At 33.8% G+C, this 20,174-nt stretch carries 25 protein-coding genes; 13 read left to right on the forward strand and 12 right to left on the reverse strand.

Annotated features, from left to right (window positions below; genetic code table 11):
- Positions 1-135: 135 nt before the first annotated feature.
- Positions 136-1,206 (reverse strand): aminotransferase class V-fold PLP-dependent enzyme, encoded by a 1,071-nt coding sequence (locus tag ABJD27_RS13335; RefSeq protein WP_348165625.1) that lies wholly within the window; start codon positions 1,204-1,206, stop codon positions 136-138.
- Between the two features lie 50 nt (positions 1,207-1,256).
- Between ABJD27_RS13335 and ABJD27_RS13340 the strand changes: the two genes are divergently transcribed.
- The 7 genes from ABJD27_RS13340 to fabD all read left to right on the forward strand — a co-directional run bounded on the left by ABJD27_RS13340 (position 1,257) and on the right by fabD (position 5,501).
- On the forward strand, positions 1,257-1,703 hold the full coding sequence (locus ABJD27_RS13340; RefSeq protein WP_348202052.1) for a 2TM domain-containing protein: 447 nt from the start codon (positions 1,257-1,259) through the stop codon (positions 1,701-1,703).
- A complete protein-coding gene (locus ABJD27_RS13345; protein WP_348162134.1) occupies positions 1,700-2,182 on the forward strand; it encodes a dihydrofolate reductase in 483 nt (160 codons plus the stop codon). The genes ABJD27_RS13340 and ABJD27_RS13345 overlap by 4 nt, the downstream gene beginning before the upstream one ends.
- Before the next feature lie 61 nt (positions 2,183-2,243).
- On the forward strand, positions 2,244-2,861 hold the full coding sequence (locus ABJD27_RS13350) for a class I SAM-dependent methyltransferase (RefSeq protein ID WP_348162132.1): 618 nt from the start codon (positions 2,244-2,246) through the stop codon (positions 2,859-2,861).
- Between the two features lie 85 nt (positions 2,862-2,946).
- Complete coding sequence (locus ABJD27_RS13355) at positions 2,947-3,165, forward strand: immunity 17 family protein (RefSeq protein WP_348162130.1); 219 nt, start codon at positions 2,947-2,949, stop codon at positions 3,163-3,165.
- A 133-nt stretch (positions 3,166-3,298) separates the two neighbouring features.
- Positions 3,299-3,766, forward strand: coding sequence for a Dps family protein (locus ABJD27_RS13360; RefSeq protein ID WP_348162128.1), 468 nt, complete (start codon positions 3,299-3,301; stop codon positions 3,764-3,766).
- Positions 3,767-3,771: 5 nt separating this feature from the next.
- Positions 3,772-4,338, forward strand: a complete 567-nt coding sequence (locus tag ABJD27_RS13365) for a cysteine hydrolase family protein (RefSeq protein WP_348162126.1) — start codon at positions 3,772-3,774, stop codon at positions 4,336-4,338.
- 275 nt (positions 4,339-4,613) lie between these two features.
- Positions 4,614-5,501, forward strand: a complete 888-nt coding sequence (fabD, locus tag ABJD27_RS13370; protein WP_348162124.1) for an ACP S-malonyltransferase — start codon at positions 4,614-4,616, stop codon at positions 5,499-5,501.
- A 69-nt stretch (positions 5,502-5,570) separates the two neighbouring features.
- Here the strand turns inward: fabD and ABJD27_RS13375 are convergent, their stop codons facing one another.
- On the reverse strand, positions 5,571-6,011 hold the full coding sequence (locus ABJD27_RS13375) for a hypothetical protein (RefSeq protein WP_348162122.1): 441 nt from the start codon (positions 6,009-6,011) through the stop codon (positions 5,571-5,573).
- A 252-nt stretch (positions 6,012-6,263) separates the two neighbouring features.
- Here ABJD27_RS13375 and ABJD27_RS13380 point away from each other — a divergent pair, with 252 nt between their 5' ends.
- From ABJD27_RS13380 to ABJD27_RS13400, 5 genes are all read left to right on the forward strand, one after another.
- Complete coding sequence (locus ABJD27_RS13380; RefSeq protein ID WP_348162120.1) at positions 6,264-7,034, forward strand: LexA family transcriptional regulator; 771 nt, start codon at positions 6,264-6,266, stop codon at positions 7,032-7,034.
- Between the two features lie 7 nt (positions 7,035-7,041).
- On the forward strand, positions 7,042-7,698 hold the full coding sequence (locus ABJD27_RS13385; RefSeq protein WP_348202053.1) for a DUF2461 domain-containing protein: 657 nt from the start codon (positions 7,042-7,044) through the stop codon (positions 7,696-7,698).
- Between the two features lie 201 nt (positions 7,699-7,899).
- Complete coding sequence (gene rplU, locus ABJD27_RS13390) at positions 7,900-8,571, forward strand: 50S ribosomal protein L21 (protein ID WP_348169996.1); 672 nt, start codon at positions 7,900-7,902, stop codon at positions 8,569-8,571.
- 36 nt (positions 8,572-8,607) lie between these two features.
- On the forward strand, positions 8,608-8,868 hold the full coding sequence (gene rpmA, locus ABJD27_RS13395; protein WP_348169999.1) for a 50S ribosomal protein L27: 261 nt from the start codon (positions 8,608-8,610) through the stop codon (positions 8,866-8,868).
- Positions 8,869-9,019: 151 nt separating this feature from the next.
- Positions 9,020-9,568 carry a hypothetical protein gene (locus tag ABJD27_RS13400; RefSeq protein WP_348170002.1) on the forward strand — a complete coding sequence of 183 codons (549 nt, stop codon included), beginning with the start codon at positions 9,020-9,022 and terminating at the stop codon, positions 9,566-9,568.
- 19 nt (positions 9,569-9,587) lie between these two features.
- Here the strand turns inward: ABJD27_RS13400 and ABJD27_RS13405 are convergent, their stop codons facing one another.
- From ABJD27_RS13405 to ABJD27_RS13450, 10 genes are all read right to left on the reverse strand, one after another.
- Positions 9,588-11,600, reverse strand: a complete 2,013-nt coding sequence (locus tag ABJD27_RS13405) for a T9SS type A sorting domain-containing protein (protein WP_348170005.1) — start codon at positions 11,598-11,600, stop codon at positions 9,588-9,590.
- Between the two features lie 170 nt (positions 11,601-11,770).
- Positions 11,771-12,469: a DUF6503 family protein gene (locus ABJD27_RS13410; protein ID WP_348170008.1), complete on the reverse strand. Its 699-nt coding sequence runs from the start codon at positions 12,467-12,469 to the stop codon at positions 11,771-11,773.
- Positions 12,470-12,581: 112 nt separating this feature from the next.
- Positions 12,582-13,052 carry a RidA family protein gene (locus tag ABJD27_RS13415; RefSeq protein ID WP_348170011.1) on the reverse strand — a complete coding sequence of 157 codons (471 nt, stop codon included), beginning with the start codon at positions 13,050-13,052 and terminating at the stop codon, positions 12,582-12,584.
- On the reverse strand, positions 13,039-14,127 hold the full coding sequence (locus tag ABJD27_RS13420; protein ID WP_348170014.1) for an asparaginase: 1,089 nt from the start codon (positions 14,125-14,127) through the stop codon (positions 13,039-13,041). Before ABJD27_RS13420 ends, ABJD27_RS13415 begins: the two co-directional genes overlap by 14 nt.
- A complete protein-coding gene (locus ABJD27_RS13425) occupies positions 14,117-14,731 on the reverse strand; it encodes a YbaK/EbsC family protein (RefSeq protein WP_348170017.1) in 615 nt (204 codons plus the stop codon). The genes ABJD27_RS13420 and ABJD27_RS13425 overlap by 11 nt, the downstream gene beginning before the upstream one ends.
- Complete coding sequence (locus ABJD27_RS13430; protein ID WP_348170020.1) at positions 14,731-15,864, reverse strand: TIR domain-containing protein; 1,134 nt, start codon at positions 15,862-15,864, stop codon at positions 14,731-14,733. Before ABJD27_RS13430 ends, ABJD27_RS13425 begins: the two co-directional genes overlap by 1 nt.
- Positions 15,865-15,879: 15 nt before the next feature.
- On the reverse strand, positions 15,880-17,181 hold the full coding sequence (locus ABJD27_RS13435; protein ID WP_348170023.1) for a TIR domain-containing protein: 1,302 nt from the start codon (positions 17,179-17,181) through the stop codon (positions 15,880-15,882).
- A 1-nt stretch (position 17,182) separates the two neighbouring features.
- Positions 17,183-17,899: a DUF6879 family protein gene (locus ABJD27_RS13440; RefSeq protein ID WP_348170026.1), complete on the reverse strand. Its 717-nt coding sequence runs from the start codon at positions 17,897-17,899 to the stop codon at positions 17,183-17,185.
- Positions 17,889-19,244 carry an FAD-dependent oxidoreductase gene (locus ABJD27_RS13445; protein WP_348170029.1) on the reverse strand — a complete coding sequence of 452 codons (1,356 nt, stop codon included), beginning with the start codon at positions 19,242-19,244 and terminating at the stop codon, positions 17,889-17,891. The genes ABJD27_RS13440 and ABJD27_RS13445 overlap by 11 nt, the downstream gene beginning before the upstream one ends.
- A 10-nt stretch (positions 19,245-19,254) precedes the next feature.
- Positions 19,255-19,776: a TIR domain-containing protein gene (locus tag ABJD27_RS13450; protein WP_348170032.1), complete on the reverse strand. Its 522-nt coding sequence runs from the start codon at positions 19,774-19,776 to the stop codon at positions 19,255-19,257.
- Positions 19,777-19,957: 181 nt separating this feature from the next.
- On the opposite strand from ABJD27_RS13450, the gene ABJD27_RS13455 reads away from it, so the two are divergent.
- The gene (locus ABJD27_RS13455) at positions 19,958-20,155 is read left to right on the forward strand and encodes a hypothetical protein (RefSeq protein ID WP_348170035.1); all 198 of its coding nucleotides are present in this window, start codon (positions 19,958-19,960) and stop codon (positions 20,153-20,155) included.
- Positions 20,156-20,174: the final 19 nt, after the last annotated feature.

The following is a 20,174-nucleotide window of genomic DNA, read 5'->3' on the forward strand; positions in this document are numbered from 1 at the left end:
ATCTTTCAAATATGTTCTAATGAATATAAGAAAACGTTTTCGGCAGGCTCAGACTGACAAAGCCTCGTGATTTCAATACAATTTTGTCTATGACAAAATCACTCAATCATCTTGCATTGAGCAAGAAATTAGCAATTATAGAGCGCTGAGAAGTGTCTCTAGATCTTCTTCTGTATTAAAATATTGGAACCCCACACGAACGCCTTCTCCCCGAATCATACACACGATCCCCTTTTCTTCCAATTGCTTCACGAGTGCTTGATCTCCTTTAAGATTAAAGATAGATGAATGCTGTGTACGCATTGCGACAGCCTCTTCTAGCAATCCTTTTTCTATAAAGGCTGTTTTTGCTTTTGCAGAAAGAGATTGGATACGATCGTGTATGGTATCGATGCCTATCTCGTTTATAATATCAATAGCAACTCCAAGGCTACCATAGTTTAAGGTGTCTTGATGTCCGGGTTCAAAACGTCCTATAAAACTTCCTTCTTGTTGTTTATACTTCCCATATTGAGAGTTAAATCCTGTGGTTTTTGGGGCTACTTTTTGAGCTACTTCTTCTTTAAAGAGAAAGATTCCGTTTCCATAACCGGCATTCATCCATTTATAACAACTTCCGCCTAGGACATCAATACCTGAATTGTCAAAGTCAAAAGGTTCGGTTCCTATATACTGAGTGGCATCGGCAAAAAATAAGGTCTCTGGGTATTTGGTTTTTAATTTTTTGAGGAAATCAAGATTTATTTTGATTCCGTTGATATATTGTACGACAGAAAATGCGAATATATCTGGTTGCGCTTTCGCGAAAGCGGCCTCCACATTCTTCTCCAAATGTCCATTAATTTGTGCATATGCAATCTCAAAATCACGTGTCTCAAACGGCCAATTTACAGAAGGGTAATCTTCCTCCAGTAAGAGTACCTTTTTGGGCGTATCAATCCCTTCTAGTAGGGTATTAAATCCATAGGAGAAGTTAGGCACAAGCGCTACACGATTAGGTGCGCAAGAAAACAAGGCCCCTACTTTTTCTCTAACATTTGTAAGTAACTCACCTCGACCATCCTTAATAGCGCTTCCCATCACAAAAAAGTCAAGATCATGTTCTTGCCTATATTCTAAAACAGGTGCTGGTAACAACCCAGAAGAAGGGCTATTAAAGTATATGCATTGCTTTGTAATTGGGAAATATTTTTTAAATGACGTCATAACTTTTCTGTGCGCTTGAAAAACAGTAATTTTGAGTAAAGGTCGTATATATGTCTATATTCTCAAAGAAAACACAGCCTACAATTGATCCAGAACAGCGTGCATTAATAGAAAATGCACAAACGCGTGTGCGTCAAAAAAAGAAGCTGTATCGTCACTTTGTACTATTTCTTGCAGGAGCTATCTTACTTATTGTAATCAATGAATTACTTGGGATAGGAAAAGAATTTAAGATTTTTGGTAAGGATTGGTTCATTTGGGCGATCTTATTATGGATTTTCTTCTTTCTCGTGCATGGGATTAATGTTTTTGTTCTAAATCGTTTTATGAACAAGGAATGGGAAGAGAAGCAAATGAATAAACTCGTAAAAAAACAACAGGATAGAATTGCTGAATTGGAAGAAAAGGTAGCTGTTGCGCATCCATTACCTGAAAAAAAAACGCTACCCGACACCTCAGAAACAGCCACTCCTATAGACCCGAATACTCCCCTATGATAACAATGATCGCTGCTGCCGCAGAAAACAATGCTTTAGGAAAAGACAATGATCTCGTATGGCATTTACCAGATGATTTTAAACGTTTTAAAACACTCACTACAGGACACCATATTATTATGGGGCGTAAGACGTGGGAGTCATTTCCGCACCCACTTCCTAATCGTACACATCTTGTGATCTCTCGTAATACTGATTATAAAGTAGATGGTGGCATTGTCGTACATTCTATGGAGGATGCGCTCGCTTTCGCGAAAGATGACTCCAATACATACATCATAGGTGGTGGTGAGATTTATAAGATAGGGCTTGACTTTGCTACGCATATAGAACTTACTCGTGTACATGGTACTTTTGAAGCCGATGCTTTTTTTCCTGAAATCGATACAGGCGTATGGGAATTGCAAGAAAGTGTTTTTCATGATACAGATGATAGACACGAGTTTGGGTTTACGTATGAGACTTGGAAGAGACGGTAGGCTAAGATAATTCTTAAAGATTTAGACTCAATTCTTATGCTTATTCCTATCTTTAAGCATCATGAATATCATTGACAAGCAGACAGTTAAACATTTTCATAAAGCTCGGATACAAGAATTTGATACGAATCTTGCAAAAGCGCAAGGATGGAGTAATCTAGAAGCACAACAAGCACGTTTTGAAACGATCTTCAAGTTGGCAGTTTTTAATAATGCTTCTGTACTAGATGTAGGTTGTGGGTATGGAGACTTTAAAGCCTTTCTAGATAAAAAACAGATCTCTTGCGAGTATATTGGTTTAGATCAGCAAACCGATTTTATTTCTCATGCTCAAGAACAGTACAAAGAACAAGAAAACACACAATTTTATGAAGTAGATTTTAGCAAGTGTCAATTACCAAAGGCAGATGTTGTTATCGCTTGTGGTGTGTTATCTTATCACAGCACAGATCCAAACTACTATATAGATATGATCCAACGGTTTTATGATGTTGCAGAAAAAACATTCATTTTTAATATGCTAGATCATAAAACATTTACTTCAGGACCATTAATTGTCGCTCACGATATGGAAGAGATCTATCAGAAATGTTTAGAAATCTGCCCAAACACACAACTCAAAACTGGATATCTTGAGAATGACTTTACCATCAAAATGTCCAAAATAAAAAACAATTAAACCTTCTTTTAAACAAACTATTATATTTGAGTTCTTATAAACAATCTATAAGGAATCAAAAAATCAAATAACAATCCAACATCTTATGGAAGAAAACAGAGAATTAATAGGGATTATCCTTTCTATTGTAGTAGGGATATTTACTTTATCGGCAAGTATTTTTAATTGGAATTTTTTCTTTGAAAGTAGGAAAGCAAGCTTGTTTCTGAAGATGTTTGGCCGTAATGGGGCTCGTATTTTTTATGGCCTTCTTGGACTTGTTTTTTTCTTTCTTGCTTATAAAATGTATACCGAAGGGTACTAACTGACTCATACAAAAATGGCAATCCCTAAAAAAGAACAGATGATTGTTACTTAAAAATTTCATAAGAACATAGTGCTTTTAAACAAAGACATTTACCTTTGTATATCTACTACAAATACTAAAACCTACCGCTATGAAAAACCTAATAGGCATAGATAAAGATAAAGCTGCCGAGCTTACACAACGATTAAATCACCTCCTTGCCGACTACCAATTATTTTACCAGAACCTACGTGGTTTTCACTGGAACATTAAAGGACGTGAATTTTTTGAATTGCACTTAAAATTTGAAGAATTATACAATGATGCTGTCATCAAAATAGATGAAATCGCAGAACGTATTCTCACCTTAGAAGGAGAACCTCTTCATACATTTACTGAATATGTCAACCTATCTGATGTAAGAGAAGAAAAAGGAGTGACTAATGGAATAGAAGGGATACAGATCATTGTAAAAAACTTTGCAACCATCATTCTAAAAGAAAGAGCTATTTTAAATCTAGCATCAGAGGCAGAAGATGAAGGAACTGTTTCTTTAATGAGTGATTATATTTCTCAAACGGAGAAGACACTTTGGATGTTAAACTCTTATTTACAGTAACAATTATGAAATTAAGAGATCAAAACACGGCATTACTATTAATAGATCTTCAAAAAGGATTTTCTGAAGAAGCCCATTGGGGTGGAAATAGAAACAACAGAGATGCCGAAGAAAAAGCATTGCATCTACTAGAAACTTGGAGATCTCTTGACCTTCCTATTTTCCATATCATTCATAGTTCGCAAGAACCAGATTCCTTATTACATGAATCGCATCCTGGATTTGAGATGATAGACGCTTTAAAACCTAAAAATGAAGAGCCTCTCATTATTAAAAATGTCAATAGTGCCTTTATAGGAACTGATTTAAAAGAACGTCTTGATGCACAAAGTATTAACAATCTTGTTATTGTAGGGCTTACAACAAATCATTGCATCTCTACCACCACAAGGATGGCGGGTAATTTAGGATTTGATGTATTGCTTATCTCTGATGCCACTGCAACTTTTGATAGACAAGGACTCAACGGACAAACGTATACTTCAGATATGATTCATGAAACGGCACTTGCAAGTTTACATAAAGAATTTGCAGAAGTGATGGATAGTACTACATTATTAGAAATGGTATAAAAGCGTTCTTAATATATTATAAGGCTACCATATAAGAAAGTTAAATTTACGTCAAACTGAACTTGTTTCAGTTTCTCATTACATCTATCTACTAATTTGATGAGATTCTGAAATAAATTCAGAATGACACATGAAGCTACTTTCATATCACATCTCTTTTTTACGCTTTCGCGAAAGCGTATATAACCCTAAAATGTATAGGTACGGAATGCTTGTTTACAATACTCCTATACTTTCTGTACTTTTGCAATCACAACTAAATAAACAGACTATACATGAATGCATACATTTTTCCAGGACAAGGGGCTCAATTCTCAGGAATGGGACTTGACTTATTTGAAGCTTCTGGACTTGCACAAGATTTGTTTCACCAAGCAAATGACATTTTAGGTTTTAACATTACAGACATTATGTTTGAAGGAGAAGCCGAAGATTTAAAACAAACTAAAGTAACACAACCTGCAATCTTTTTGCATTCTGTGATCTTAAGTAAAGTATTGGGCGACACTTTTAAACCAGATATGGTTGCTGGACATTCTCTAGGAGAATTAAGTGCTCTTGTAGCAAATGGCACATTAAATTTTGAGGATGGTTTAAAACTGGTATCACAACGCGCACTTGCTATGCAAAAAGCATGTGAATTACAACCCTCTACAATGGCTGCCGTACTAGGACTTGAAGATCAAGTGGTAGAAGATGTATGTAAAACAACTGAAGGTATTGTCGTTGCTGCAAATTATAATTGCCCAGGGCAATTAGTGATTTCTGGAGATATTCCTGCTATAGAAACTGCCTGTGAGACCTTAAAAGAAAAAGGAGCTCGTCGTGCATTAATATTACCTGTAGGTGGTGCTTTTCATTCTCCATTAATGGAGCCTGCTCGTGAAGAACTAGCAGCAGCTATTGAGAATACGGCATTTAATACACCAAACTGTCCTATATATCAAAACGTATCTACAACGGCTATCAACGATCCAAAAGCAATCAAAGAGAATTTAATGGCACAGCTTACTGCTCCTGTAAAATGGACACAAAGCATGCAACAGATGATTACAGATGGGGCAACAAACTTTATAGAAGTGGGTCCAGGAAAAGTATTACAAGGACTTATGCGCAAAATAGATCGTTCTGTAACGGCAACTGGTGCTACCCTTCCTGAATAAAATATAATACATATTAAATAATAAAAGCCCAGCAATACTGGGCTTTTATGTTATCGCTAGTTATAAATACTAATGATCTGTAAGGCTTTTTACCTTTGTAGCACCATCTTTTACAGCATCTTTGGCAGCTTTTCCAGCTTTATCCATAGCATCACCAGCTTTTTCTTTTGCTCCTTCTACAGCTTCACCAGCAGCGTTTTTTACTCCTTCTACAGCTTCTCCAGCAGCATTTTTCACTCCTTCTACAGCTTCTCCAGCAGCATTTGTTGCATTCTCAACAGCTTCACCAGCAGAGTTTGTCGCATTCTCTACAGCTTCACCAGCAGCGTTTGTTGCGTTCTCTACAGCTTCTCCTGCAGTATTAGCAGCATTTTCTGCAGCTTCACCAGCAGCATTTGCTGCATTCTCAACAGCATTACCTGTTTCTTCTGCTTTTTCCTTTACTTCTCTACAAGAAGTAACATTGAGTACTAATGCTATTGCTGCAATACTTAAAAAAAATTGTTTCATCTAATTATATTTTTGATAGTTAGTTAATAGCCAAAATTAACATTTAAATCCTACACAGACCTCTATTTAGGACGAATGTTTTATTTTTGACGATGAAATACACAAATTACCCCTTAAAAAACATGTTTAACGTTTAAATTGTTTTTTATATACGTATATATGGTATCATATGGATCACACTACGTAAGAAAAAAATGGAAATATTCCTATTTAATAATTAGGAAATATTCCTAATTTTCTTATATTCACCATATGGGAACAAATGAATTACCTTCAGAAATACGTCGTTTTAAAGAAATACGAGAAGATCACGATTTTACACAATCAGAATTTGCAGAGCAATTAGGTATCAAACATTCTACTGCAGATATAGAGCGAGGACGTACAAAGCTTTCTGGTCGTATTGTCACAGAGTTATTACGTCTTTTTCATGTAAACCCATTATGGTTATTTGGATACAGTAATCAAAAGCATTTAAATACAGACACTGGAGATATCAGTCCAAAGGTAGTTATTGTAGATAAAGAAGATCAAGAAAATATGATTCTTGTCAATCAAAAAGCAGCTGCAGGATATCCTAATAATATACAAGATGTAGAGTGGTATCAAAAATTACCTGCATTTGATCTTCCCTTACCGCAATATCGTAATGCCACTTATCGCGGTTTCCAAGTAGAAGGTGATAGTATGCTTCCCAATTTTAGGCCTGATGACTGGGTGCTTGCCAAAGGCGTTGAAAGTTTTGAATACGCGAGTGATAATAAAATCTATGTTATTGTCATGCAAGATGCCGTAGTCGTTAAAAAACTTCAAAAACTACCTGACTCTTCAAAAGTAGTCTTAGTTTCTCTTAATGAAGAATATGTTCCATATGAAGTATCCGTAAGTGATATTCAAGAAATATGGCAAGTTAATAGTAAGCTCACGTTTAATTTAGATTCAGGATCAGAACACACGCTTTTACGAGAATTACAAGCTTCTATGGTAGAACTTAAAAGTCAAATCAATAAATTAAATACATAAAAAATCTATGGGTTTTCCCGATTTATTTGACTTCTTAGGACGCCTACAAAAAAACAATACGAAAGAATGGATGGATGCACATCGCAAAGAATACCATGCACACCGTTCCTTTTTTGTGAGTTGGCTAGATCAACTAAATACAAAACTTACTACTGTTGATCCAGCTTATTTTGATACACCTGGTAAAAAGGGCATTAATCGCATTAACAATAATCTCATGTTTGCGCCTAATAAACCTATTTACAAAGATCATTTTGCAGCAGGACTTGATCAACTTACCAAACAAGGTGATTTCTATATAGAAGTAGGTCTGAAACAATGCTTACTCGCAGGCGGATTTTGGCGTCCAGAAAAAACATTACTGCGAAGTATTCGAGATGCGATAGATTATAATGGAGAAGAGCTAGCTGGTATTTTAGAAAAACCATCATTTAAAAAAATGTTTGGAACACTATATTATGATGACCCTTTAAAAACAGCTCCCAAAGGTTTTTCTAAAGAACACCCATATATTGAATTACTGAGACATAAAACGTTTGGTGTTGAGATTGCGCTTTCGCGAAAACAAGTACTCGATCCCAACTATCAAGAATATTGTACAGAAGTGTATTTAGAAATGCTTCCTTTTAGACGTTATTTACGAGAAGCAGTCACGGTGCAATAATCATATAAAGACACCTATTATAGTATTATAAATTGATTTTATGTTTTGAAGCCTTGTTTTGCTGGAGTTTATGCTGAGCTAGTCGAAGTATGAAAGCATAATAAAAAATAGTTTGTGCCCTTGTAAATTAATAGATTAGTGGTATATTTGCACCCGCTTAAATCGAAAGATTAAGTTATTTTTAATCATTAATTAATCGCTATGTACGCAATTGTAGAGATAGCAGGGCAGCAATTTAAAGTTGCAAAAGACCAGAAAGTCTTTGTACACCGCCTAGCAACCGAAGAAGGAAAGAAAGTGTCTTTTGACAATGTTCTTTTAATCGGTGACGGTGACAAAGTAACGATCGGCGCCCCGGCTATAGACGGAGCTCAAGTAGGAGCAAAAGTCATTAAACACCTTAAAGGTGACAAAGTAATCGTTTTCAAGAAAAAGAGACGTAAAGGATACCGTGTTAAAAACGGACACCGTCAGTCACTTACTGAAATCGTAATCGAAAACATCACTGCATCTGGAGCTAAGAAAGCTGCTCCTGCAAAAAAAGCTGCTCCTAAAGCTGCCGCTCCTGTAAAAGAAGCTGCTCCTAAAGTTGAAGCAAAAAAAGCTGCACCAGCTAAGAAAGCTGCAAAAGGTGATGATCTTAAGAAAATAGAAGGTATCGGACCAAAAATTGCTCAGACATTAACAGACGCTGGAATTGCAACGTTTGCTGAACTAGCAAAATCTGACCCTGCAAAAATTTCTGAAATCATAGCAGGTGTACGTGGAAATCACGTAACAGACACTTGGCCAGCACAAGCACAACTTGCTGCCGATGGGAAGTGGGACGAGCTTAAAAAATGGCAAGACGAATTAGACGGCGGAAAAGCATAAGCTTCCCGTTAAGTATAACAATAAAACCGAAACAAGATGGCTCATAAAAAAGGAGTTGGTAGTTCTAAAAACGGTCGTGAATCTGCATCAAAACGTTTAGGCGTTAAGATCTTTGGAGGACAAGCTGCAATCGCAGGGAACATTATCATACGTCAAAGAGGAAATACACATCACCCAGGTGAAAATGTATACGGTGGAAAAGATCACACACTTCACGCAAAAGTGGATGGTGTTGTAAAATTCACTAAAAAGAAAGATAACAAATCTTACGTTTCAATCATTCCGTTTGAAGCATAAGACTGTTTTATTCCTTATAAAAAGAAAACCCTTTTCTATATGAAAAGGGTTTTTTTATGCTTCTAAAAATAATTTTACCTGAAGGTAAAATTATTTTCTTTTCTCAAAAGGTATAGTTTTTGATAAATACTACAAACACTAAGCTACACTGATGAAAAAACTATCCTATCTCCTCATTATACTTTTTATATCTTCTTGTTTTCCTATTAGCATCCCTCCTAATTTAGAGAACGGGAAATTAATGGAGGCAAAAAAGTTTAAGCGTAAATTACCTGATCAATATGCGTATATTTTTACGGATCCTAAACAAGCAGACGATTTTTATTACTACTTAAGTGCAAAATATCCACCTAATCAAACCGGAGATTCTGAAGGCAATGTTCCAATCAAGATAAATAATAGAGATTATTACATCTCTTTTTATGAGACAGAAAAGAAATCACGTGTAGTAAATTTACTTCCAGCTCTTGCAAATGAACTCCTTGACCAACAAAACATTGCTATAGAATTTGACGAACCACCTATTGTTAGAGATGGTACTTGGTATATTGCACTCACGGTTTCTAATACGGATTTTGAAGATGGGCTATCCCCAAACTCTAAAGATCAAAAAGAAATTTTAAACTTTGTAAAAGCATTACACAACAAATATCTTTCAATACATAATTACAATAGTCTTTTACTAAAAAAGTCTCCCTGATTACTGATAAAACACGTTGTTATTTAACAGTAACTTTCTTGACAATTTGTGTTTGTCCATCACTTATTGTTAATAGATAAACACCAGATGAAATAGTACTAATAGGCAACACATAATGTGATTGTTCTTGTTTGGTAATTATATTTTGAGCAACCAACTTACCATCTATACTATACATCTCATAAGACACCTCTTGTGCTGATTGCCAATCAATAGCTAAGGTAATTGGGTTCTCTCTATTTAGATTGTAATATACCTGAACATCATTTGTATTCTGAGCAATATCTTCTACAGAAAGCGTAAGCGGGTCTCCTTCATGTACTTTTATATTACCTACATTCACATCATAGTTCGTCGTACCTTCTGACGAAAGGAACTCTAGACCTATGGTATCAATTTCTTCTCCTATAAATTCGTCTAAAAAGAAGGTAATTCCCGACCATCCATTATCATCGTCTGTATTTACAAAAAACCGTGCATCATCTATAGACTCATCTGCAAAAGAAACCCTTACAATAAGACTTGCCCCATCAGTAGCCACTTGATCATAAATAATATCAATTTTTGTCTCTCCCGTAATGGCAAGTTGTGTTTTGTACAATACTAAGTCTATAGGTTCTCCTGCATTTAAATTTCCTTCTAGATGTAACGAGCTTCCTCCATTATATGCATTTTCAAAATCCCAATCTGCAGAAAGCAATCCATTTTCAGAAAAAGCAAATTGCCACGTAGGAAGTATATCTTGTTCATTCATATTATGCCACGGATTACTATTTACAAGTATTCCTTCCTCAAATCTATTAAGTCCATGTCCTGTATTAAAATTGGTTTCAAATGGCACTTCTGTAATTGTAGATGCAGCTGGCACCCAGTTTGAATATCCTCTAAATCCAGAAGCATCTACAATTCTTGGATTTCTGTTTGCTCCAGCAAACATATGCCGTTCTTCACTATAAAAACTCGCATAATCATTTGGATCATTATTAAAATTAGAATATTCGCCATTATTAAAAACGCAATTAGGCGCAAACAATCCAAAAGAAGTGATTGGAGATTCAGGATTATCATGCATAAGTGACATCCAGTTATTACCACCCGTTTGGAAACGTGCTTGATTCCTTCCTGGCCAAACATCTACTCCCGTAAATACATCAAAAGAAGATCTTCCTATCGCGTTTGCTCTGTTTCTTGAAGCATTTGGGAATGCCATAGAATTCCAGAAAAAATTAATGAATATATTACTACTTATACGATCCTCAAAACCATTAGAAGTATCACCATCTGTATCATTTTGCACAAAGACACTATTGCTCGTGCTAAGCCTATTCTGCCAAGATACATTACCACTTAAGAGCATTGCATCATACCACATCACTTCTTTTCCTAGTGCTTCCACCTCTGCTGTTAGATCCTTAAGAAAGTCTTGCATAAGTCCAGCTGTTGTTGAGTTTGTATTGGTCTCTTCATTAATAAACCAACCGTCAAACCCATAATATTCCATAATCTCAACCATAATAGGAATCACAATAAAATCCCCTCCGCTATCTTGCTCTAAAAAATTATTCAATGTCGCTGTACTTCCTCCAAACTGATTGGGAGCAAAAAACACATTCCCAAACACCTCAACACCATTGCGATGTGCTGCATTTACCCATGGAGCAGACGGTAATTGTATCGTCTGACTTGCTGTTCCTCCAAACCAAACTAGCTTATCTATATATGACCAATTAGTAAAATTATAGAGATTAAACTGCGATTGCTCTTCTCCATAATTACCAAAATTATTCATCCCATCTGGCAAATAAGCGATTTCCATATCATTAGGAAGATTTGGATTTAATTGTGTTTCTACATTTTGAAATCGCGTTGCAAGAGGTTCACTCGCTATAAGAATAGGATCTGCAGTAGCTCCATCTTGCGTCCACTCCTTGAGCTCATCAACCGTTAAAATATATGGAGGTTGGTTTATAATTTGTGCACTCGCAAGTACACTACACAATAATAGTGTGATAAGGGTAATTTTTCGAATCATAGTGTTTTTTTATCATCAATATATAGCTTTCGCGAAAGCAAAGTCTTTATATTATCTATTTTAAACGTAAATATAACAGGTGAACAAGTAATTGTTTCCAAAGAGCAGATAAGCAATTTTAAAAATAGTTAAATATGTTGTAATGCCTTTTTATACGCTTTCGCGAAAGCTTACTCTTGCACCAATTTATCTATCCCTAAATACCCATCATCTTTATTGTAGTACCAAGCACGGTCTTTAGGCATTTTAACACCTTTAATTGTCATTTCATCTGTAAGTAAGATATACTCTCCCGTCTTTTCATCTGGACCTTTAAAAAACTGATATACCTCCATCGCATAGGTATTAGGGTTAAAGTAAAATTGCCAGATATCAGAACCAACTTCTTGATCGTATGTTACACGAAGCACCAAATATTCCTTGCCTTTAAACGTCTTTTTCTGGACAGTAGGATCAATATGAGTTCCTGAGTCTTTGAGCTTCATTGGGAGTCCATAGAGATACGTATAGTAATTTTTAAACATGACTGTACGCGCACAGGCTTCATCTGAAGTTGTAGTTTCAGTTGTAGTACTATCTTCATTTGAAAAGCGACAGTTTGCATTACTTATTTCGCGAAAACTAACCTTTCCGTCTTGTGTTGTAGATACATTAAAATACTGCTTAGGCAAATCAATTGTTATCACACTTTTACGTTCTTTTTTATCAGGTGTTTCTAATAACACTGTAAACTCTTCCGCAAATGTTTCCCAATTTCCTTGAGGATCATGATACGCTATTGTCTTTTCTAGGAGTTCATTTGCTGTTAAGATTTGCCCTACTACTGTAAAAGACATAAGGACTAATAAAAGAGTAAAAATCGTTTTCATATGAGATTAATTATAGTTGAAATATACAATTAATCTTTCCACTTGCATAACGTGTGGGTAAGCTTGTAAAGAGAGTTATTCAATATCTATTGAAACATTCTTACAAATAGAATTATTTCACTTCAACAATCATTTCAATTTCTACTGCAAAATTTCTAGGCAATGTCATCCCAACAGCACTTCTTGCATGTTCTCCTGCTTCTCCAAAAATTTCATACAACAAGTCACTACAACCATTAATTACTTTTGAAGTGTCATTATATATCGAATCATTAAAGTCATTAGAAACATTTACCATTCCTAATACTTTTACAATTTTAGTAATTTTATCCAGTGACCCAATAACAGTTTTAATAGCCGATAAGCAATTAAGAGTTGCCTGTCTTGCTGCTTCCTGACCTTCTGCTATCGTTAAGTCCTCGCCAACTTTACCTTTAATATCTATCCCATTTTTTATTGAGAGTTGTCCTGATGTGTATACTAAATTCCCTGTTCGGACTGCTTTTAAGGGTTTTCCTTTTACTTGCTTTGCAGGCTCTATTTTACATCCTAACTCAATGGCTTTTTGTTCAAATGTCATCATACTTTTTTTTAGTTAATTCTACATGTATTTCTCCTCTATAATCTATAATCATTTCTTCCATGATTTCTGAGTAGGAATAGTTTTGTCCTAATAACCAAGAAAGTTTTACCGTTTGTGATTCTATACTCATATCCCAAGCAGGGATTGCTAATTTATTTTTATACAATCGTAGCCCTGGTTTATTTACCTGAAAATTACTTATTGCATTAGGTGCTTGCGAGGTAATGACAATAGGTATTTTTTTTTCTTTTAAATATTGAAGCCCTTTTTCTAAATTATTACTTACATCTCCAGCTCCAAAAGATCTTAAAATAAAACCTCTCGTATTATTTTCTTCTACTAAGGCCTTAAAGACACTTGAAGACATTCCAGGAAACTCCGTAAGTGAAACTACATGCATATCAAAACAATTATTTTTAATCAACTTGTTTTCTGATATAGTAGACGTTGACTTTTTTAGATACGATACATGCTTAGCTAGATGTAATTCATTAATCATAATTTCTCGACCGATCCTACCAATACTAGAAGCAGTATAACTTTTAAAAGCATCATAATCAAAATCGGTAATTTTCTTTGCTCTTACCCCTGATATTATATGACTTCCAAATACAACTACTACACCTTTTATTGAAGGAGAAATCCCTATCGCTACTCTAATAGAGTTTTCTAGATTCATTACTGCATCAGAACCAGAATTCCCATAAGGTATTTGTGAACCCGTTAGTACTATTGATTTTTCTAAATTCTCAAATGAAAAAGAAAGTGCCGTAGCTGTATATGCTAATGTGTTAGTGCCATGAGTTATAATAAATGCATCAAATTGATCATACTCTTCAAATATCTTATCACCAATAGCAATCCAATGTTCTGGAAGAATGTCTGAACTATCAACTTCACATAATTCAAATACATCAATACTAACGTTTATATTGGTCTCAAGTTCAATAGTTTTTAAAGAAGTTTGTATTATTTTTTGAACTTGAATTGTAGGTTGATTATCTTTCTTATTTGCGTATTCACCTGCAATAGTACCTCCTGTCGTAATTAATAATATGTTTTTTTTAGTTTTCATCTTCTATAATCTTTATAAATGATTTATCGTATATAACTTCAGAAAAAGAATATACTACATTTACAAGACTAAATTCTATACCCCAACTCAACTCACCAGCATTGGTCATCATCGTAGATTTTTCAATTTGCAAATCTTTATCAAATAAAACAGTCAAGCTTCCAAATACGTTAAAGGTTTTAGAGTTATAAAAAAGCTCATGGATTAAAAAAGGATTTACTTGCCCATATTCTATATTGAATAACTCCATGGTCTCTTTACTTGCCAAACGTATACCTTTAGATATTTTGAGTATCGATCGAATTTTTTTAAAATCGATTCGATCTTGCCCTGACAGATTTATCAAAATAAGATGTTTCTCGTATTTTGAAACTTTATATTCTCCGAAATATGTTTTTAATTCATCTTTTAAAGGTATTCCCACTTCACCATCTCTATATCGTTTTTGTGCTGCATCAACACAACTAAAAGCTTCTTTGTTTCTAGATAGTTTAAAATCAAGTTTATTTTTTTCAAAAAAGGTAATCGTCTTTTTTACTTTATCTGGGTACATCTTTTGATCAATATATAATAACTGATCATTAAGCTCCTTTTCTCTCTCCATCACTCTCTTAATTTTCTAAGGAAACGACTTATCGCATCTTCTAATTGAACTCCTATTTTTATGTTTCTTATAAAAGTCGGTATCATATGACCACTCATATTGGAGCCAATAGATACCCCTTCTTCCTTTAAACATAAAACTCTATTAGGGAATCTTACTTGTGCTAATCCTAACTCTATTAAAACATTAGGCCTTGGGCGCCATTCTCCTTCAATTTGTTCATCCTTGGTTAAAATGATAATAGCAGCGCTACATTCATTAAGCATCTCTTTGATAATATTAGGAATAATACCATCTGAAGACTTAGATTGAGCACTTGTATTATAATCTTTAGGAATAAATTTTTGATCTCGACAAATAGACTTAACAATATCCTTTAAGTTATCATCGTGATAGGCTATAAAAACCTTATTGTTTTTAAGAGGTTTAAAAATGTCATTTAACGATTTTTTTGCAGAAGATTTAAAGTGCTCTTTATCTAGTTTAAAAGACTCTCTCCATATTTCGTCAAAATGATTGATAAAATTAGAATATTGATCTTCAGATTCATTAATGTCATTCACCCAAAAACACCAAGGAGATTCTGAAGCTGAGGCAAAATCTAAAAAATGACCAGAACAAGCATATTGCCCAAATAGATATAATGGAAAACGGCCTACAGTAGTAAATCGTAATTCAAGATTTATATATTTATTTTCATTTTTAAGATTTTCAATCTGTTTAATTTGTTTAAATATATAATTCTTATTCCTACATTTACTTAAGTATTCCGGCTCCTTATCACCTAACCCTCCTAAAGCTTTTTTAATTTTAGATAATCCTAAATTGATTCGATTAATTCTAGATCTATTACTTAGATGTTTTGCTCTCTCTATGGCAGATTCAGAAAAAGGATTTAATAAAACTATTTTAACCGAAAAATCAAGTTCTCTCGATTTCTCAAGAATAAATTTTAATACGTCATCGTGTAATGTATCTGAAAAAAAAGTATCTATAATACAAATATCTTGATAGACATTGCTTTTCCCCTCAATTACTTTATGGAATAGTTGCTCAAAGCCTTTGTTAAGGTTTGATGATCCTCCGACAATATCTACTAGTCCGGCATACGATTTATGTGATTCGCTAGTCATAATAATTGATTTTTATTAATTCAAATAGCCACTTAGATCGTCGATATTCTTAATAGGTATCCACTCTTTTTCAATTTGCGTTTTTGTAGAGTTTAGTTTATCTAATTCTTTATCATAATCCTCGAATTTTAACTCCTTAATAAAGTAAGATTCTCTGTCAATAATGGTTTTATAAGCATATTGATTATCAATAATCATAAAGTCAAGAATAGTTGTCTCATGAACAGCATTGTCTATGCTTTTATTAAAATTCTCTTGAGTTATAATATATACAAGGATTCCTACCTCGAGTTGTTCTTTTATTACTTTCTTTAAATCATTACAATCTTGATTATCTTCTGGAGAAAAGACAAAAACTCTCGAGATAGAAACTCCTCTTTTTATAGCCTTTTTTTGTACATCAATAAACTCATTTTTATTTTTTCTACCATTAGTGCCTCGTAAATTTGTTGTCCAAATAGTTTGTGACACTCTTGTCATAATCTCTTTTGTCCAAAAATGAGTTATATGATAAGTATCAAAAATGTTAATTGTTCTTCCATTAATTTTAGTCAAATTATTGGTCAAACTTTTTACTTGCTGTTCAGCGATATCTTTCCAGATGTTTTTCCAGTTGCCTTTGTCGTGAAGATTAGGTCTTTCACTTTGTTTCAATGCATTTCCAATATCACTTAAATGTGATGTTATAGATAAATCGGAAGCATATCCCCAATATTCTTTATAAATAGTAATTCCTTCTTTACCTAAGTTGTTTTTTTTACCTGCTTTATGAATGTCAACATTTATAGATTTATGAAACATATCAATATTTTCATATGAGTTTTCAGAGTCGGAGATTCCTTTATTAAAGTCATCTATGAGTTGCTTAACATCTTCAGACCATAATTTATATCTTTTATCAGATTGCTTAATATTAAAATCTTCATATATTCTTTTAAATAAGGATTTAAAAAAATCTTCATCAAAACTTTTTATTTGGTAATCTTTAATAATATCTGACTCAAAAAAATCTCCAATTTTTATTGGATATAAGTTGCTTTCTATTTTCTCTTCATTTAACTGGGCTCCAACGAAACAGCCAAATTCAAATCTGCACCATTCTGAATCCATAAATGAATGATCTAAAAGTGTTATTAAACAATCCATTTCTTTTACCTCAATTATCTTTTTTTTCCAATTTACTCCTATAGCTATTTCTTCAGAAGTAAATACATTCACGTATTCAGAAAAATGATTATTCAAGAAATTTTTAATTAAGGTTGCAACATGTCCTCCATCTCTTCCAGATTTTGAAATAAACACTTTAACTTTTTCCATTTTATATTACCTTATTAAATTTATTGACATTTCCATAAGTTACCTTGATTGAATTTTCTACAATCCTTTCCCAAATTCCCTTTTTAATTGATAATTCTTTAGCATCTTGTATTAGATTATTTCGATACGATTGATTTTTTTTGTCGTAATATGTTTCATAAATAAATGTATCATCAATAATCATAAAATCTTCTTTTTCAATTATATTAGATTGCCATATTCTATCACTTCTAAAAATAGATTCTTCTAAAACATAGACTTTTATGCCACAGAGCAACTGAGTTGAAAGGGTAGAAATTAATTGACTTATTTGTCGTTTGTTCTTTTGATCATAAATAAACACGCGATGAATTTCAATACCTTTCTCAACAACTTCTTTCTGCTTTAACAATAATTCATTGTTCAAAATATTTCCATACGATTGAACATTAACAATATTGGTAGTTTTTATGGATCCTTGCACGGTATCCATAATACTTAACCAAAATGGCAAAGGATCTATAGTAGGGTCTGAAACCTGCATTTTATTACGAGTAAGAGTTGACATACGTTCACTAAAATTGAGTAGTGTTTGTTCTGTTTTATATAACCAAAATTTCCCCCACTCTTTATCTACAGCTGTTTTTGCCTGTTTACTCATTTTACTGTAATAAGCAATTGCTTTTTTACTATCAATCATTAATTGATCGAGTAATTTTTCTATTTCATTAGTTTTCATCTGCTAAGGGTGTGAATTTTTTTCGATTGCGATCTATGTATTCTTCTACAACCAAATCGATTAATATTTGTCTCATAGAATCAAAATAATTTTTTGCCATTCCAGAGGTCCTATCAATTTCTATTTCAGGATCTAACTCTTGCTCTATAATTCTTAAGACTTCGTAGGCACTTCCCCATGAAAGCGTATACCCTGCTCCTCCATGTCCATAATTGTGAATCAGCAATTTATTTTTATCATTCAATTCGTCTCCTTTTTCAATTCGAATTGGATTTCGACCAAAACGATATCCTATATAGGAGTGACTTCTATATTTTTCATCAGCAATATCAAGCCCCGTAATATCTAACAATAACTCCCTATTCAATGTCCATATAGGTTTTGGGATTTCTAATTCCCAGTTATCCTTTTTATAAGACTCGCCCTTGTATTGTTCATCTTCTGCTCTCCAAGCTTCTCCTATATCTGGATCCCCTACTTGCCGACTTCCTCCCAAAAGCCATCCATCAGAACGTGGATAGAAGTATACATCTGCTTTAAATTTGATTAATTTCCCTTCATTATCGTACTGAACACCATCATCGTTTTGGCTCCTTGAATACACCTTTAAGTCAGGTGCATAATTATAAGAGAAGTACTGATCTCGTTCATCTCGCGGTACCTCATGAATTCCTACTTTTACCATATGACCACGAATGATTTTTGTATTCTTTCTATCTTTTTTAAAGATATCTACTGCCCAACGTCCCATACAGTTTACAATAACATCAGTCTCCTTTATACCATCAATTTCTTTTATATCACGAATCTCTATGTCATCTCTTAACCTCCCATCAAACAATTCATATAGAGCCTTCATATAGGTAGGTACTTCAGCGAAAAAGGCATTAAAATACCAACCCCAAACACCATCTGCTCCTTTTCTTCTAGGAATACTTTTATCATTTACCCAACTAGTCCCTTCTGAGTCTAGTAAGGTGAAATCCTTAACAACTCTGGCATATTCTGGAGGGGAAACTAATTTTTCAAACAATTCATAATGTCGTTGCACACGCACTCCAAAGCCTGCGGAAAAAGACAATCGATGAAAAAACTTTTGAGAAATTGTTAATATTTCTTTTTCGCTTGGATGGTCAACAGAATGAGGAATCACAGAAGCAGCTGCATGAATACTTGCCAATTCAGGAGGACGATCCGAAAGCTGTTCACTATATATTTTATCAAAATTATGTTTAGAAACAACTGTCACTTTAAATCCGTGCAGTTTAAGGATAAGCGCTGTGGTTATCCCAATAACTCCTCCTCCTAAGACAACTACTTTTGTTTTAGATGTTTTCTTTCCCATACTCCTTTTATTATTTGTTCTCTATCATCTGAGCTCGACTATTAATTCTTTTATTCCCATGAGAGTTTCTTCTATAAAATGCCTCATGAATCCAATTTTCCAAAGCATTCCTATCTCCTGACCAATCATAAATCTTAGCATATCCAGAATCTAAATTATCTACCAAGCGAGCTGGGATATTATTAGCATTATATTTATGGTCACCTATTCCATGATCAGAATGCGAAGGCAACCTAATACCTAACAATCCAGCATAAATATCTCCAACACCTCTATTTAATGCTCCAGAAATTTCCCAATCCACATGTTTTCTAGAATAGGTTTTCGCACCTACGAGAACTACTAATACTGTAGCATCTTTAAGGTTATTTTGTTGAATAAATTCTTTGATATTTTGGTCATGTATATTACTTCCTATAGCGCCTTCTATAACAGATTTATTAACTATTGTATGTTGAGTAAGTGATATGAACTTATGATAGAATGCTACATCTTTATGATGATAACTTATAAATGCCTTCCTCTTTTTCATATTACTTTTCCCTTTTAAGATTCTAGAACTGCAATCTATATGGAATCTTGTTTCTGTAGTTACACACTTAAAATGATTTTTTCTCTCCCCAGAAATGAGGATATAAAAACAAGTTTTTCTGGGGAAGAATTTGGAAATAGAAATATAGAATTTAGATGTCTAAATTTTAATAACATAAATCATGGAAGACAAAGTACAAGAAGAAACAGATCAGGGGTTACACGACATGCGAATGGATGATTCAAATTCAGAAACGGTAACAACGACAACCACTACCACTACAACGACAACCACAGGACCAACATCAACAACTCAACACGAAGATGCTGATGAAGTAATCAAACCTGGTAGTGGAAATATTCCAAAAGGAGAAGATTAGTTTTCTCTAAAAGCAATTA

It is taken from the genome of Dokdonia sp. (genome assembly GCF_039945015.1).
Lineage (GTDB): Bacteria > Bacteroidota > Bacteroidia > Flavobacteriales > Flavobacteriaceae > Dokdonia.